This window comes from Anaerophaga thermohalophila str. Valhall (assembly GCF_000250735.1).
GTDB classification, from domain to species: Bacteria; Bacteroidota; Bacteroidia; order Bacteroidales; family Marinilabiliaceae; genus Anaerophaga; species Anaerophaga thermohalophila_A.
This window is the reverse complement of the sequence record NZ_AHZV01000121.1, coordinates 1-14,286: the sequence shown is the minus strand read 5'-3', so window position 1 is coordinate 14,286 and position 14,286 is coordinate 1. Positions and strand designations below refer to the sequence as shown.

At 41.1% G+C, this 14,286-nt stretch carries 15 protein-coding genes and 1 pseudogene; 7 read left to right on the top strand and 9 right to left on the bottom strand.

The window, feature by feature from the left end; all coding sequences use genetic code 11:
• Window positions 1-135: 135 nt before the first annotated feature.
• A complete protein-coding gene (locus OQ5_RS0106490; protein ID WP_016776712.1) occupies window positions 136-1,143 on the bottom strand; it encodes a type I phosphomannose isomerase catalytic subunit in 1,008 nt (335 codons plus the stop codon).
• 288 nt (window positions 1,144-1,431) lie between these two features.
• Between OQ5_RS0106490 and yihA the strand changes: the two genes are divergently transcribed.
• The 7 genes from yihA (at window position 1,432) to OQ5_RS24375 (ending at window position 6,248) form a co-directional block, all read left to right on the top strand.
• Complete coding sequence (gene yihA / locus OQ5_RS0106480; RefSeq protein ID WP_255297418.1) at window positions 1,432-2,088, top strand: ribosome biogenesis GTP-binding protein YihA/YsxC; 657 nt, start codon at window positions 1,432-1,434, stop codon at window positions 2,086-2,088.
• An 82-nt stretch (window positions 2,089-2,170) separates the two neighbouring features.
• On the top strand, window positions 2,171-3,109 hold the full coding sequence (locus tag OQ5_RS0106475; RefSeq protein WP_016776709.1) for a ribose-phosphate pyrophosphokinase: 939 nt from the start codon (window positions 2,171-2,173) through the stop codon (window positions 3,107-3,109).
• Between the two features lie 100 nt (window positions 3,110-3,209).
• Entirely contained in the window at window positions 3,210-3,797 is a 588-nt protein-coding gene (locus tag OQ5_RS0106470; RefSeq protein WP_016776708.1) for a 50S ribosomal protein L25/general stress protein Ctc, read from the top strand.
• 271 nt (window positions 3,798-4,068) lie between these two features.
• Complete coding sequence (gene pth / locus OQ5_RS0106465) at window positions 4,069-4,698, top strand: aminoacyl-tRNA hydrolase (RefSeq protein ID WP_016776707.1); 630 nt, start codon at window positions 4,069-4,071, stop codon at window positions 4,696-4,698.
• Between the two features lie 558 nt (window positions 4,699-5,256).
• The gene (locus OQ5_RS0106460; RefSeq protein WP_016776706.1) at window positions 5,257-5,658 is read left to right on the top strand and encodes an RNA-binding S4 domain-containing protein; all 402 of its coding nucleotides are present in this window, start codon (window positions 5,257-5,259) and stop codon (window positions 5,656-5,658) included.
• Window positions 5,659-5,701: 43 nt separating this feature from the next.
• The gene (locus OQ5_RS24380) at window positions 5,702-5,956 is read left to right on the top strand and encodes a DUF4924 family protein (RefSeq protein ID WP_255297417.1); all 255 of its coding nucleotides are present in this window, start codon (window positions 5,702-5,704) and stop codon (window positions 5,954-5,956) included.
• 1 nt (window position 5,957) lies between these two features.
• A complete protein-coding gene (locus OQ5_RS24375) occupies window positions 5,958-6,248 on the top strand; it encodes a DUF4924 family protein (RefSeq protein WP_255297416.1) in 291 nt (96 codons plus the stop codon).
• On the opposite strand, the gene OQ5_RS0106450 is transcribed toward OQ5_RS24375, so the two are convergent.
• From OQ5_RS0106450 to OQ5_RS0106415, 8 genes and pseudogenes are all read right to left on the bottom strand, one after another.
• Window positions 6,235-6,612, bottom strand: coding sequence for a thiol-disulfide oxidoreductase DCC family protein (locus OQ5_RS0106450; RefSeq protein ID WP_016776705.1), 378 nt, complete (start codon window positions 6,610-6,612; stop codon window positions 6,235-6,237). The genes OQ5_RS24375 and OQ5_RS0106450 overlap by 14 nt on opposite strands.
• 16 nt (window positions 6,613-6,628) lie before the next feature.
• A complete protein-coding gene (locus OQ5_RS0106445; RefSeq protein WP_016776704.1) occupies window positions 6,629-6,829 on the bottom strand; it encodes a hypothetical protein in 201 nt (66 codons plus the stop codon).
• Window positions 6,830-7,194: 365 nt separating this feature from the next.
• Window positions 7,195-8,481, bottom strand: a complete 1,287-nt coding sequence (locus tag OQ5_RS0106440; RefSeq protein ID WP_016776703.1) for an OmpA family protein — start codon at window positions 8,479-8,481, stop codon at window positions 7,195-7,197.
• Window positions 8,478-9,809, bottom strand: a complete 1,332-nt coding sequence (locus OQ5_RS0106435; protein WP_016776702.1) for an OmpA family protein — start codon at window positions 9,807-9,809, stop codon at window positions 8,478-8,480. The genes OQ5_RS0106440 and OQ5_RS0106435 overlap by 4 nt, the downstream gene beginning before the upstream one ends.
• A gap of 442 nt (window positions 9,810-10,251) precedes the next feature.
• Complete coding sequence (locus OQ5_RS25390) at window positions 10,252-11,334, bottom strand: protein-disulfide reductase DsbD family protein (RefSeq protein ID WP_441005798.1); 1,083 nt, start codon at window positions 11,332-11,334, stop codon at window positions 10,252-10,254.
• Window positions 11,335-11,413: 79 nt separating this feature from the next.
• A pseudogene (locus tag OQ5_RS25385) lies at window positions 11,414-11,602 on the bottom strand (hypothetical protein); the annotation flags it as partial.
• 116 nt (window positions 11,603-11,718) lie between these two features.
• A complete protein-coding gene (locus OQ5_RS24360; protein WP_016776701.1) occupies window positions 11,719-12,282 on the bottom strand; it encodes a protein-disulfide reductase DsbD domain-containing protein in 564 nt (187 codons plus the stop codon).
• Between the two features lie 903 nt (window positions 12,283-13,185).
• Window positions 13,186-14,268, bottom strand: a complete 1,083-nt coding sequence (locus OQ5_RS0106415; protein WP_016776699.1) for a 3-oxoacyl-ACP synthase III family protein — start codon at window positions 14,266-14,268, stop codon at window positions 13,186-13,188.
• Between the last annotated feature and the right edge of the window lie 18 nt (window positions 14,269-14,286).

The following is a 14,286-nucleotide window of genomic DNA, read 5'->3' as shown; positions in this document are numbered from 1 at the left end:
TAAACTTTATGTCATTGCGCCTCTGCGTTTAGGCTTTTTAACTGACTATTGCCATGCAATACACCTCAAAAAATAATAATTTGACGCATTTTGCAGCCTGCAAAGTTATAAATTTAAACTAAACTGCTATAATTCTTAATTTTTGTTTTCAACATCGGGCATGTGAACTTCCAATAATTTGCACTTTCCTTCTGATTTAATGGTAAACTCCTTCAACTCCGCCGGTATCAGAACCGTTTCGCCCATCGAAATAGGCTCTCTTTGATTTCCATAATATGTAATCTCAGCATTTCCCTCAACACACATCAGTATGATGAAAGAATCCAGGTTGTAAAAATCTTTTTGTAGTTCATGACCCTCTAAATAAATGAGGCTGGTCACGAAGTAGGGCGATTCAACGATACGGTTTACATCGTTCGGTCTGACATCATAGACGGTTTTATAATTATCGCCACCGGAAAAATCAATGGCATCCAGAGCCAGTTCTGTGTGTAATTCCCGTGCATTACCCTTCGCATCACGACGATCGAAATCATAAATCCGGTATGTTACATCCGATGTTTGTTGAATTTCGGCAAGCAGAATACCTTTTCCAATGGCATGAACTCTGCCTGCGGGAATAAAAAACACATCGCCCGGCGACACTTCATGACTTGCCAGCAAATCTTCAAGCCTTTTTTCCTTCAAAGCTTTCAGATACTCCTCCTTGCTGGTATCTTTTTTAAACCCGCTAATCAGACGGGCGCCCTGGTCAGCTTGCATTACATACCACATTTCTGTTTTCCCGAAGGAATTGTGACGTTTTCGCGCCAGCTCATCATCAGGATGTACCTGAATTGACAGAACATCGTTGGCATCTATAAATTTAATTAACAGCGGGAACTCTGTTCCGTATTTTTCAAACACCTTATCACCAACAAGTTCCGACATATATATCTCCAACAACTCATTCAAAGAGTTCCCCTTCAAAAAGCCGTTGCTTACTACAGATACATCACCGGGCACACCGCTCAGTTCCCAGCTCTCTCCTATATCTTTAGCAGCTCCTGTGTTTTTATTTAATACTGAGTGCAATTTTTCACCTCCCCAAATTCTTTGTTTCAGGATGGGTTCGAACTTCAAGGGGTATAACTTTCTTTCCATAACATTAACTTGTTAGTTTTTTTCTGTCTATAAAATGCCAGGCAAGGCTTGCGAAGCCGCCAAAAACGGAGTTTACTTTTCGTAAATGAGTATTTTGGCGGCGAGCGTAACACAGCAAATGGTACTTTATGGACAGACACTATTTAACCTGCTTTAAACAAAAACACAAAGATAAGGACTTCCTTTTAATCCTCTCCTTGTTTTTGCCGGGCAAATAAATTTGAAATTCTTTGTGTTTGTCCTTACCGGTAATCCGTTTAAACGACCTATTTTTGCAAACAAATAAAAATGAAACGAATCCCGATTACCTGGAACGAATGCCATTATACCTTAAAATCAATTTTTATACGCATGATAATTACCGATGCACACTTTGTAACAAGCAGCACACATCCCAATGATTGTCCTGCACCGGATAAACCCGAATATGCTTTTATCGGACGTTCAAATGTGGGCAAATCTTCGCTTCTGAACATGCTTTGCAATCGACACAAACTGGCCAAAACATCGGGTACACCGGGAAAAACCAGGCTTATTAACCACTTTCTTATCAATAATACGTGGTATATGGTTGACTTGCCCGGGTATGGCTATGCAAAACGCCCAAAAGCCGAAAGGGAAAAATTCACAAAAATGATCGACAGCTATTTATTCGGTCGACCAAATCTTGTTAATCTATTTGTATTGATCGATAGCCGACACTCACCCATGAAGCAGGATCTGGATTTTATTTTCAACCTGGGAACAAATAATATTCCTTTTTCAATAGTATTTACAAAAACGGACAAACTTAAACCCGGGGTTCTGGAAAAAAACACCAACATCTATAAAGAGCGGCTGCTTCAGGACTGGGAAATTCTGCCACCTATATTTTTCACTTCAGCAGCGAATAAAAGAGGACGTGAAGAACTACTGAATTATATTGAAAATCTAAACAATTCATAACCCGACCTTTTAACAAAACCTGATTTTTCTTATATTTGCAAGCAGACAATCCTAATAAAATAACTGATAAACAGGATATTAAATGCCACCCAAAGCACCAATCAAACTTTTTTCGGGAACAAACACCCGGTATCTGGCCGAAAAAATAAGCCTTTGCAATGGAAGAGAACTTGGAAACATAAACCTGACGCGCTTCAGTGACGGCGAATTCACAACCGCCTACGAAGAAACTATCAGGGGAGCACATGTTTTCCTTATCCAGTCAACCTTTCCCCCGTCGGACAATCTTTTTGAATTGCTAATGATGATCGATGCTGCCAAAAGAGCATCTGCCTATAAACTGGTAGCCGTTATTCCGTATTTTGGTTTTGCACGACAGGATCGCAAGGACAAGCCCAGGGTAGCTATTGGAGCAAAGCTGGTGGCCGATCTTCTTACAACAGCCGGAGTGGACAGAATAATTACCATGGATCTTCATGCCGATCAAATACAGGGCTTTTTTGATATTCCGGTTGACCATCTCTACGCATCCAGTATCTTTGTTCCCCATATCCGAAAATTGAATCTGGACAATCTGGTCGTGGCATCACCCGATGTGGGGGGCACTAAAAGGGCAAATACTTACGCCAAATTTCTTGATGCACCAATGGTTATCTGCCATAAGCATCGCTCCAAAGCCAACATTGTGGATGAGATGCGTATCATCGGAGATGTAGCCGGGAAAAACGTGGTGGTACTCGATGACATGGTAGACACAGCGGGAACACTCACCAAAGCAGCAGATATGATGATTGAACAAGGAGCAAAAAGTGTCAGAGCTTTTGCAACACACCCTGTACTTAGCGGACCGGCATACGAGAATATTGAAAAATCAAAAATTTCTGAAGTTTACGTCACAGATTCCATTCCTCTCCGTGAAAAATCAGACAAAATCAAAGTTCTCTCTGCAGCTCAGTTGTTTGCCGACACCATCGACAAAGTTTATAATTACCAGTCAATAAGTACACAATTTGTAATTTAAATTATTATATTTGCGGCCGCCAAAAACGGCATCGTGTGATGGGAAATTAAGGTTTCACATTACGATCTTAATTTTGAGTAACACATTTAAAACTATCAAAATGCAAACAATTGAACTGAAAGCGTCCAGGCGTGACAATCTTGGAAAAACAGCCACAAAACAACTAAGGAGAGAGGGCAGAGTACCCTGTGTTATTTATGGTGGCAAAGAAACCATTCATGCTTCTGCTCTCCTGAAAGACTTCAACAAACTGGTTTATACGCCAAAAGTACACCTTGTTAACCTGAATGTTGATGGCAAAAAATATAATGTTGTCATTCAGGATATACAGTATCATCCGGTATCAGATGACGCTATTCACGTAGATTTCCTTCAGGTATTTGATGACAAACCCATTACCATGGAAATCCCCGTAAAACTCAAAGGTCTGGCTGCCGGAGTAAAGGCTGGTGGTAAGTTAAGTCTCGAGAAAAGAAAACTTAAAGTCAAAGGACTGGCTAAAGATATGCCCGACACACTTGAAGTTGACATCACCAATCTTGGCCTGGGTAAAGGTATTCAGGTTGGACAACTTAATTTCGACAATTTAGAGCTTCTTAATAACAAAAATCAGGTTGTTGTTTCGGTTAAACTTACCAGGGGTGCACGTGCTGCAGGCCAAACCGGTGAAGAAGAAGGAGAAGAATAGCCTTTTAATAATGTATTTAAAACCTCCATATTTTCGTTATATGGAAGTTTTTGTGTTTATTAGCAGCAACTAATTAGTGTCTGTCCATAAAGTGCCATTTACTGTGTTACGCTCGTCCGAAAATTACTCATTTACCATGAGTAAACTCCGTATTTTCGGACTTCGCAAGCCTTGTAAATGACACTTTCTGAACAGACACACATACAGTAAAAATTTTTTGCGAGTTTATAGGCACGCACTATTTAGTGTCTGTTTTTGCGATTTATCTTTTATGACCAATATATTCAAAATAATAAAGAAAGCTCTGCGTCTTGCAGATCAACAACCAGACAACACCGTGAAATATTTAGTTGCAGGACTGGGAAACATCGGAAAAGAATACGAGCATACCCGTCACAACATTGGTTTCGATATTCTTGACTCACTGGCCGAAAAAGAAGGCATTGAATTTGACGACAGAAGATACGGCTCGGTTGCGGAATACAAATTTAAAGGTCGTAACTTTGTTTTACTGAAACCATCAACCTATGTAAATCTAAGTGGAAGGGCAGTCAATTACTGGATGAAGAAAGAAAAAATACCGGCAGAGCGTCTTCTGGTTATTGTTGATGATCTGGCACTTCCTTTTGGTACCTTGCGTCTGAGAGCCAGGGGGAGTGATGCCGGCCATAACGGACTGAAAAGCATCAATCAGATACTGGGACATAATCAGTACGCACGTTTGAGATTTGGAATCGGAGATAACTTTCCCAGAGGCAGACAGGTTGAATATGTTTTGGGTAAATGGTCGCCAGAGGAACAGGCTTCTCTTCCCGAACGCATCGATATGGCCATCGACATCATCAGGGGATTCGGAACCATTGGACTGGCACAAACCATGAGCCGATACAATAACAGATAAGTCAGTTAGCGTTTGGCAACAAAGATACTATTTAGTGTCTGTCTATAATGTGGTTGAAATATTGCTTTTTTTGATTGATGCAACTGATACTGCTGCTCTGTTTATTTGCTGTACAAGAGACATACTTTTCATTCGTATAAAATTGATTTTTTAAGATCGAATGGAACTTGCATGCAAGAATTAATACATGTTCTTATTGCTATAATCCTTGCCATGCTCGTTTTATATTAGGAAAAAGAACTGCTTAATTTATAACCATTATTTATCAACTCTTTTGAAATCTTATGAGTCCGGTCTAAAAAGCATCTTTGTTGCCAAACTCTGTGTTGTTTTAAATTTTTGCATCCTTATTAACAACGAGTTAACTCCGGTACAAAAATTTAAAACGCCTTGATTTTGACAAAAATATGCTTTTTATACCGCACTCATCTTATAAATTTTTAATTTCTAAAAAGTAAAATACAACATATAAATTACATTAAACTATATTTCAACTACATATAAACAAATTGCGAGTTTTCATTAAATTCGTGGCAGAACCTAAATAATAAAATACTGATGAATACAGATGAAAGCGTACGCATCGATAAGTTTTTATGGGCAGTCAGGCTCTTCAAAACCAGAAGCGTAGCAGCCGAAGCCTGTAAGAAAGGACGGGTTGCCATTGACGGACAGCCTGTGAAGTCGTCACGCCTTGTCAGACGTGGAGACGAGATATCCATTAAAGTTCCTCCTGCAATAAAAACCTATAAGGTGCTTGATCTTTCAGAAAAACGAATGGGTGCAAAACTTGTCCCCGGATTTATAGAAGATATTACACCCCGCGAAGAGCAGGATTTGCTGGAGATGGCGCGCATGACACAAAAAATGAACCGTCCCAAAGGCTCCGGACGGCCTACAAAAAAAGACCGACGAGACCTGGACAACCTGAACAGCCAGGGGTGGGACTTTTTTGACTGAATCGTGACGGAACTTAAATCAAACTCAGTTTTATTCAGAAAAAATGATTGTTTCCAAACATAAAAAACAAAACGACATTGCCGGATATGTTCTTTACATGTGGCAGATAGAAGACCTCATACGGGCCAATGATCTTGATATGGCCAAAATTGAAAAAACCGTGATTTCGCAATATGAACAACCCGGGGATGTAAAACAGGAACTTCGCGATTGGTACGGAAACCTGGTGGCCATGATGAAGAACGAAAAAAAAGAAGGAAGCAGGTCATCTGCAAGTCATCACCAACACGGTGAATGACATGAACAGTCTTCATATCAGGTTAATGCATGAACCCAAAGAGGTTGCCTATCAGCATCAGTTTATGAAGGCTGTTCCCCTCATTAAAGAACTGGAGCCAAAAATGAAACCCGCTCCGAAACACGACATCGAACTCATGCTGGCTGCTATGTATAATGCTTTTGTCCTGAAACTGAAAGGCCGGCAGATTTCGAAGGATACCAATGAAGCATTGAAAATCTTTGGAAAGACGCTTTCGCTGTTATCCGCAAAGTACCGTGAAGAACAGAAAGGAGGTCTCAATCCTGAATAATTGTACAGGTATCGCGTTTCCCGAACCAACGGTAGCGATTGTCAGCAATAATTCTGTAACACCATCTCACCGCTGAGGAAGGAAGTGCATTCAAGATATGAAAATAAAAACGACCGGGTTTTCCGGCATGAGCCAGGACAAATAAAATAGCAGAAGGGCCCGTAAGAAAATTCTCTTCTTCGGTAATTACAACCACCTCATCAAAAGTGTCTAAAGTATATCCTGTCCTTTCTAAAACATGAGCGCCCTTTTCGGACTGCGCTGAGATCAATTCTAAAGAGTTTCCTGCCTTTCTCTTAAGCCATCTGGCAAAGCCGCTACATAACACACAATAACCGTCAAAAAGCACCGTAGCCTTATTCATAACATCTTATCCGTGCTTAAACACAAAAAGAAGGCCCGTCTTCTGCCGGGCCGTCACTTCCAATCTCGTCTGCATCCTGCTCCCTGAAAGGAAATTCCTCAGGAATATTACCGAGTTCCTCTGCTCTTTTACCTACTCCGTTCTCACGAAATATTCCAAAAAGAAAATCCCTGTCACTCAGCCTTTTCTTACAATACACCTTTACCTTTCTTTCCATAGGCAAAAAGTTTTTCAGGGTTCAACAATTTTCTCAGACATGCCGAAGCACAACTTGCTTTTTCCAGGGGCATCTGAGCATTACTTGAGGAAGGGGTTTGAATAAAACAACGTAGTATAATGAAAAGTTCAGACCTGCCTGTTTAGTGTCTGTCCATAAAATCAATAGTCTGTTGAAAAAGCCTGAACGCAGAGACGCAATGACGTAAAGTAGAGACGCCCAAATTGGGCGTCTTTACCTTACCAGACATCTGTAAAAGTTTAACGGAGTATTGTAAAGTAATATTTGTTGTGTTTGGCTTGCAACTGGCACTTTCTGAACAGACACATATATTGTAAAAGTTTTTGTGGGTTTATAAACACGCACTATTTTACCACCAGGTCCACCCTTCGGTTAACCATCTGCAAACCATGTGGGGACAATTCGTCAACCGGAGAAAGCGGGTCTATTTCTCCTTTAGGGAAAATCTCAATTCTGGAAGATTCAATACCCAGTTCCCTGACCAGGAATTTTTTTACTGCAAGACATCGCTGTCTGCTCAGTTCAAAATTATCATCTTCATTTCCGTCGCTATCAGAATAACCATAAAGCCAAACTTTCTTTTCAGCATCCTGATGTAACTCTATTGCCACCTCTCCCATCAAAAGCTGGTCGGCCGGACTAAAAGCACGTGGCGTTCCGGGAGAGAAAAATATGGTTCTAACGTTATAATTGTCGTAAACAACCTTCAGTGTCTCCGTTATTACTACAGAATCTTTGTGAACAGGCCGGTTGGCCTCATATTCGGCAATATCCTCGGAAAGGCGCCGAACTTCTTCTTCAATTCTGCTCTTTTGCCTACGCCCAAACATATCCATCCCCTCGGCCCGGTATGTCCAGCGCATATGGCGACGTTGCTTATCACCAAACTTATAGCTCACGTTTAGAGCGGTAAATAAGTAACGGTCGTTTGTTGCCCCTGTCAGGATATTGTCAAGGTTGTCTGAAGCAGAAAAACGAAGTATGCTTTCAAGTCCGACATCAAAGTTGTCATTGATTCTGTACATTATTCCAACACCAAACGGAATAACAATCTCCTTTTGACGGGCTCTTGTCTGCCCGGGAGCACTCTTATCATAACCAAGAACAACATAATCGGAACTTTCCGTATCGTATATTTCGTTCCTCCGAACCACATCGCCTGTTTCCCGGTGTAGTAAACGACTGCGAAACAAGGTAGAGCCAACACCGATTTTCAGATAATAATTCCAGTGATCGTTAACAGGCCCAGGATCTGGTAACATCTGATTAATGATGGCAATGCCGTTGATAGAAATATCCATCATGTCGCCTTCAAAACCGTATCTTCCTTCTACGCCCGACATATCGCTTTGCAGATATTGAAGTTCCACGGCAAAGGCAGGTACCAAATGCTTTGTTATCCAAACCGATGGCCCGAAATGAACATCCTGGTCAGGGAAAAGTGTGTACCCTCTCAGATCGGAATACATAAAAACAGGGCCGATTCCCGCTGCAACCGACCAGGAATTATATTTCTGTCCGAAAGAATAGATCATTTCCGGGGTTTTGACAAATGGCGATCCCTCCCTCATTTGTCCACGAACCGGTATAGTGAGAATTAGTAACGTGATTACTATAATCGAAAATCTCATTCCTCAGTTTTTTGATCTTTCAAAAGAAAAATATCGACACGGCGGTTGACCATATGAACCCCTCCCGGAGCCAACTCTTTAGTATCCGACAATAAATCTGTTTCTCCCCTTGGTTCGGTTTCAAACCTGTTCCTGTCAATGCCATAATCATTGACCAGAACATCAATAACGGCATCGCACCTTCGCTGACTTAACTTTACATTATAATCATCAGAACCTCTTTCATCGCAATACCCCTGAACAAGTACTCTCTCATCCTCATTTTCTTTCATAAACCGGGCAACTACCGCAAGAGTTTTGTGGGAAGCAGCTGTTATCCTTGCTTTGTCAAACTCAAAAAATACAGAAGCTGTAAGATCATCCCTTCGTATAACACTTTCCTTGTAAACATAGGTGGTGTCAGTAACAGAAGAATCATTGGCCGCAATGTAATCCAACCGACGGCGCAAGGAATCAAGTTCCTGTGCCAGCGGATCGGTTTGTCTTTCACGCTGATAAGCCAGATTGAAATCTTTATAGGTCCATAAGGAGTGGCGTTTATTTTTCTTCCCGATTTTATAGGTAAGTGTAAATAAGGCTGCCATGTAGGAGTCATTATCGGCACCTGTCAGGTTGACATCAAGATTGTCCTGGGTAACATTTCTCAAGGTCAGTTCAAAACCGACATCAAAATTTTTATTGATCCTGTAATCAATACCTGCACCAATGGGTACGATTACCTCACTTCCCCTGCTGGTCTTTTCTTCAGGATTTTGCCTGTCATATCCAATGGCCAGGTAGTCGGTATCATCCCATCCATAGGGACGAGGATAACCGGGAGTCCCATTGTGAACATCTCCCACCGTTATCCAATCCCCGGTTTCAAGACTTCGTTGTCGCGACCTGAAATAATTCACACCCAGTCCAAGCTTCCCGAAAATATTAAGCTTATCACGAATAGGCCCAAACAATACCAACTGATTAATACTGAAATTCAGATTTAAAGTCAGATCGTAAAAATTTCCGGAGAAATAGCGGGTGTTTTTCTCGCCGTACATATCAGCAGTAAGTAATTGAGCATCCAGCGACCATGGCCTCCCAAACTGTTTACTGACCAGAACCGACGGGCCGAAACGCCAATGTGATGAGGGCAACAATGTATAATCATTGACATCGGTATAATAAATGACCGGCCCGATACCTGCAGTGACCGACCAGGTGTTATATTTCCTGTCCGGATTATAGAGCTGCTCCTCTTCGAGATTATAAAAATCAATTTGCTGGGCCGTTAATGCTGAACTTCCTGCATGTAAAAAAATTACGATCAAAACCGGTATATAGTGTCTCATGCTTCTGATTTGGTTAAGTTACTACAAAGACTCATTAAACGGGAATTGCATATTATATCTAAAAACCTAATAACCTGTTGAACTAATAACCTATATCCGAATGTCAACCAAATCTAAAATTAAAAACAACCAGCGTAAAGAAAATTTTTACCAACTAATGATTAGCTTAGACAAACGGGGGGAAAAATAAAAAAAGCCTTGCTCTGCCGATAGTTTATAATCCGTGAAAAATACAAGTAATTTGATTGTTTTCAGGCAGCAAAGCAAAAGCTTCTCTCAGTAGTAGTATGTAATTGCAACATAACCTGGCAACCAGGAAACAGCAAGAAGTGCACTTTCAGGTGGACTTAGCTCCCGGAAGCGGAAAACAATTTAGGGCCTCTAAAATTCCATAAAGGAGCACCTTTGGGGGCCCGGCGATTTCCAGAAAAGAGAGAAATTACTATTCCCCTCGTTCTTCAAAGGCTTTCAAGCCTCTTTTGAGCCAATCGATATAAGCTTCGATATCGGTATTATACCCACGATCCTCAACCAATTTTTCTTCATCATGCCCCAGTATGACGTAATGAGGCTGGCTGTTTCGCTGAAACCGGGAAATTTGAAAATCGCTCCATTTGTTTCCAACAGTTCTGATCTTCTTTCCGGTAACCGGCGAAACATATTTTTCATCCTCTGGTAACTCCTGTCTGAAATCAACATACAATGAAGTCAGCACAAAATCGTTCGCCAACATTTCCCTTACAGTGGGATCAGACCATACGGCATCCTCCATCTTGCGGCAATTGGTACAGCCTTTCCCGGTAAAATCAAGCAGTAACGGTTTATTAACCTGTTTTGCATAGGCCAGGGCCTTATCATAATCATCGAATGCCGGAATACCCTGTGGTCCCAGATGCATATCTTCCGAAAGAGAGGCCGTGCCAGCTCCCCCGGCCCCGGAAGCCCGGTTTCCAACACCATGAGGCGATTCAGCATAGTTGCTCGGTGGCGGAAATCCGCTTATCAAATTGACCGGTGCACCCCACAGGCCGGGAATCATATAAATTGTAAAAGCAAAAACAAGCAATCCCAACATCATCCTCGATACCGGAAGGTATTCCATTGGAGAGTCGTGTGGCAATCTGATTTTTCCCATCAAATAAAAGCCGAGTGCCCCGAAAATAGTAATCCAGATAGCGATAAATACTTCACGCTCAAGTACATGCAATCCCCATACCATGTCGGTTATACTCAGAAACTTGAAAGCAAAAGCAAGTTCCAGAAAACCCAGAAAAACCTTGACCGAATTAAGCCAGCCTCCCGATTTGGGAAGAGAATTAAGCCATCCTGGAAAAGCAGCGAACAGGGCAAATGGCAGTGCTAACGCAAGGGAAAACCCCAACATCCCAATAACCGGGGCCATACCACCAACCGATGCTGCCTGAACGATGAGCGTTCCCACAATAGGCCCGGTGCATGAAAAAGAAACCAACGCAAGTGTAAATGCCAATAAAAAATATTCCCAGCAATCCCCCCTTATCTGCACCTTTATCAGCTGCACTAATCCAGGAGTTTGGCAAAACAATTTCAAAAGCGCCAAAGAATGAAACGGCAAAGGTGATCAAAAGAGCAGCAAAGACCAGATTAAACCAGGGATTGGTAGACAGCTTGTTCAGAACATCGGCACCAAAAATTGCGGTAACTACGGTTCCAAGCACAACGTAAATTACAATAATGGAAATTCCATAAAAAAAGGCATTCCTTATACCCGTAGCTTTTGTTTTGCTTTGCTTGGTAAAAAAACTGACGGTCATTGGTATCATAGGAAACACACAGGGAGTAAGCAATGCTGCAAAGCCACCAAGAAAGGACATCCAGAAAATACCCCAGTTTCCCCGCTTCTCATCATCGTTGGTTTCAGAGCCATCTGCTACGGATTTTTCTTTTTTTCATCCTGCTGCGGTACAACTTCTACCGGTTCTGCAGTTTCCTTTTCTTTTGCTTTAGTTGCCTCATCTTTACCAGCAACTACATCATCTCCTAAAGACAAAGAAAAATCAACCCGATCAGGTGGTAAGCATTGTTCATCATCGCAAACCATAAATTCCACATATCCTTCAACAACCACTACATCGGGTGATTTTATTCGCACCGGAAGCGTTAATGTAGCTGATTTGGAAAACCATGACAACTCCATGTCGAAGGCCTGATCGTATTGTTTCTCCGGTTGCGGTTCCTGCTTTATTTCTCCGGCAGCTTCATATTCTTCGGATTCAATGAGATTGATAGAGGTCGGCACAGGACCACCCTCAGGAAGGTTTGCTGAATAAAGATGCCAGCCTTCATCAATAGCAGCTTCTGCAACGATTTCAACTTCCGTGTCTGAAACTGAATTTAAAAAAAATTGCCATTTAACAGGCTCCAGTACCTGGGACTTCAATGAAAAAATGCCCAGAATAAAAGCAAAAAGGAGTAATAAATTTTGTTTTCTCATAACAATACGAAACTAAATCGTGACTGTCACAGAAGTGCCGCTTGCCGCGTTATCCTTTCTATGTAAATGACACTGCCTAAACAGCCACACATCTTGTAAAAACTTTTTGGTGTTTATTGACAACCACTAATTAGTGTCGGTACATAAAGTTCCATTTGCTATGTTACGCTTGCTGCCAAAATACTCATTTACGAAAAGTAAACTCCGTTTTTGGCGGCTTCACCAGCCTTGCAATAGCCACTTTCTGAACAGACACATAACCAGAAACAACTTTTGCGTAATTTATAGACACGCACTAATTATACCTAAGTTTTTGCAACCAAGCAGCCACTTGATTGCAAAAATTTGGATTATAGTATTTTCTCATACAATAGATCGATCGTCAGATTACTGATTACAATTTCAATAAAAACATACCTAAAGGTGTTTCTGTTCGACACAAATTCAAATACACCTCACTTCTAAATATATACATTTTTCGATGCGTCAAAGAAAAGAAAAAGCCTTAACCTTTCCAAAGGTTGAAGGCAACTTTCACCGAGAATTTTCGGACATTAATACCACAAAAACCGAGCCATTCTGAAAGGAACTGATTCAAAGCATCAGAGACAAATACAAAGATTCATCAGTATAAAATTAGTCTAAGTTATTGGTCTGATAGAACTCGCATGATTGGGTTTATATAGGTTCTTTTGTGACAAACCTTGTCATGATCGTTTCATTAGTATATTAGTTTGTCCGATTTACTGAAGTAATATTTCCCGCTTTATTCTCCGTGATCCATGCCCCATGCTCTATCTTCGGCCTGTCAAACTTCTAATTGTGAATTACTTATATTTAAAAATCTAACAATACATGAGTGTCTGTCCATGAACTGCTATTTACTGTGTTACGCTCGCTTTACTAAGGCATTCGGTAAACTATCGCATTAATATTCATCCCTGCTCCTACGGAAGTAAAAACAAAATGATCACCGTTGCGAAGGCGGTGATTCTGAAGTTCTTTTTTTATAACCAAATCAAAAAGCACCGGGACAGTGGCTACCGAGTTATTGCCAAAATCGCCTATGGTCAACGGCATTGTATAATCCGGAACATGCCTCAACCCAAATAGTTTGAACAAGCGTGCCAAAATAGCATGATCCATTTTTGCATTAGCCTGATGAATCAGAACTTTTTTAACATCAGAAATATCAATTCCAGCATCTTCGATCACTTTCTTCACTGTAGGAGGAACTGTATGCAAAGCATATTCATATACTTTTCGCCCGTTCATCTTAAGGAATTGCTTACTTCTTTCTACATCAGGGTTATATGAAGGCCCCATATGCAAAAGCCATGCATTATCGAAGGTATCGGTCCTGGAAATATGTGAAATTATCCCGACCGGATTTTCGCTTTCACGAGCCTCAAGAACAACGGCACCGGCTCCATCAGAATAAATCATGCTGTCTACATCATGTGGATCGGACACCCTTGATAAAGTTTCGGTACCAATAACAAGTACCCGCCTGGCAGCACCTGATTTAATATGAAAATCAGCCTGAATAAGCGCCTGTATCCAGCCGGGACATCCATATAAAATATCGTAAGCCACACAAAAAGGATTTTGGATTCGCAGCTTATACTTTACTTTTGAAGCCAGAGAAGGAAGTATATCTGTCTGCAAAGTCTCCTTGCTAACATCTCCAAAATTATGAGCTACAATAATCTGATCAAGTGTTTCGGGATCAACACCGGCAGCTTCGATAGCCTGCTGAGCCGCAAATGAGCCTATATCTGAGGCAACATATTCATCATCCACATAGCGCCTCTCCTCAATCTCTGTTATCTCTTTAAATTTTTCAATTACCTCACTATTATCCTTTTTTATCGGTTCTCCTGAAGGAGAAAAAAATTTGTTTTGCATGAAATCTTCATTCTTCACCACCCTGGGAGGAATGTAAGAACCTGTTCCTGTGATAACTGAATAAATCTTAGTTTTCATAATTCAATACTATATAAA

Bases quoted from the DNA above. Each gene is read 5' to 3' on its own strand.
- pth (WP_016776707.1), top strand. From the start codon at position 4,069: ATGACCAATATATTCAAAATAATAAAGAAAGCTCTGCGTCTTGCAGAT.
- OQ5_RS0106475 (WP_016776709.1), top strand. From the start codon at position 2,171: ATGCCACCCAAAGCACCAATCAAACTTTTTTCGGGAACAAACACCCGG.
- OQ5_RS0106460 (WP_016776706.1), top strand. From the start codon at position 5,257: ATGAATACAGATGAAAGCGTACGCATCGATAAGTTTTTATGGGCAGTC.
- OQ5_RS0106435 (WP_016776702.1), bottom strand. From the start codon at position 9,809: ATGAGACACTATATACCGGTTTTGATCGTAATTTTTTTACATGCAGGA.
- OQ5_RS24380 (WP_255297417.1), top strand. From the start codon at position 5,702: ATGATTGTTTCCAAACATAAAAAACAAAACGACATTGCCGGATATGTT.
- OQ5_RS0106450 (WP_016776705.1), bottom strand. From the start codon at position 6,612: ATGAATAAGGCTACGGTGCTTTTTGACGGTTATTGTGTGTTATGTAGC.
- OQ5_RS0106445 (WP_016776704.1), bottom strand. From the start codon at position 6,829: ATGGAAAGAAAGGTAAAGGTGTATTGTAAGAAAAGGCTGAGTGACAGG.
- OQ5_RS0106470 (WP_016776708.1), top strand. From the start codon at position 3,210: ATGCAAACAATTGAACTGAAAGCGTCCAGGCGTGACAATCTTGGAAAA.
- OQ5_RS24360 (WP_016776701.1), bottom strand. From the start codon at position 12,282: ATGAGAAAACAAAATTTATTACTCCTTTTTGCTTTTATTCTGGGCATT.
- OQ5_RS0106440 (WP_016776703.1), bottom strand. From the start codon at position 8,481: ATGAGATTTTCGATTATAGTAATCACGTTACTAATTCTCACTATACCG.
- yihA (WP_255297418.1), top strand. From the start codon at position 1,432: ATGAAACGAATCCCGATTACCTGGAACGAATGCCATTATACCTTAAAA.
- OQ5_RS0106415 (WP_016776699.1), bottom strand. From the start codon at position 14,268: ATGAAAACTAAGATTTATTCAGTTATCACAGGAACAGGTTCTTACATT.
- OQ5_RS24375 (WP_255297416.1), top strand. From the start codon at position 5,958: ATGAACAGTCTTCATATCAGGTTAATGCATGAACCCAAAGAGGTTGCC.
- OQ5_RS0106490 (WP_016776712.1), bottom strand. From the start codon at position 1,143: ATGGAAAGAAAGTTATACCCCTTGAAGTTCGAACCCATCCTGAAACAA.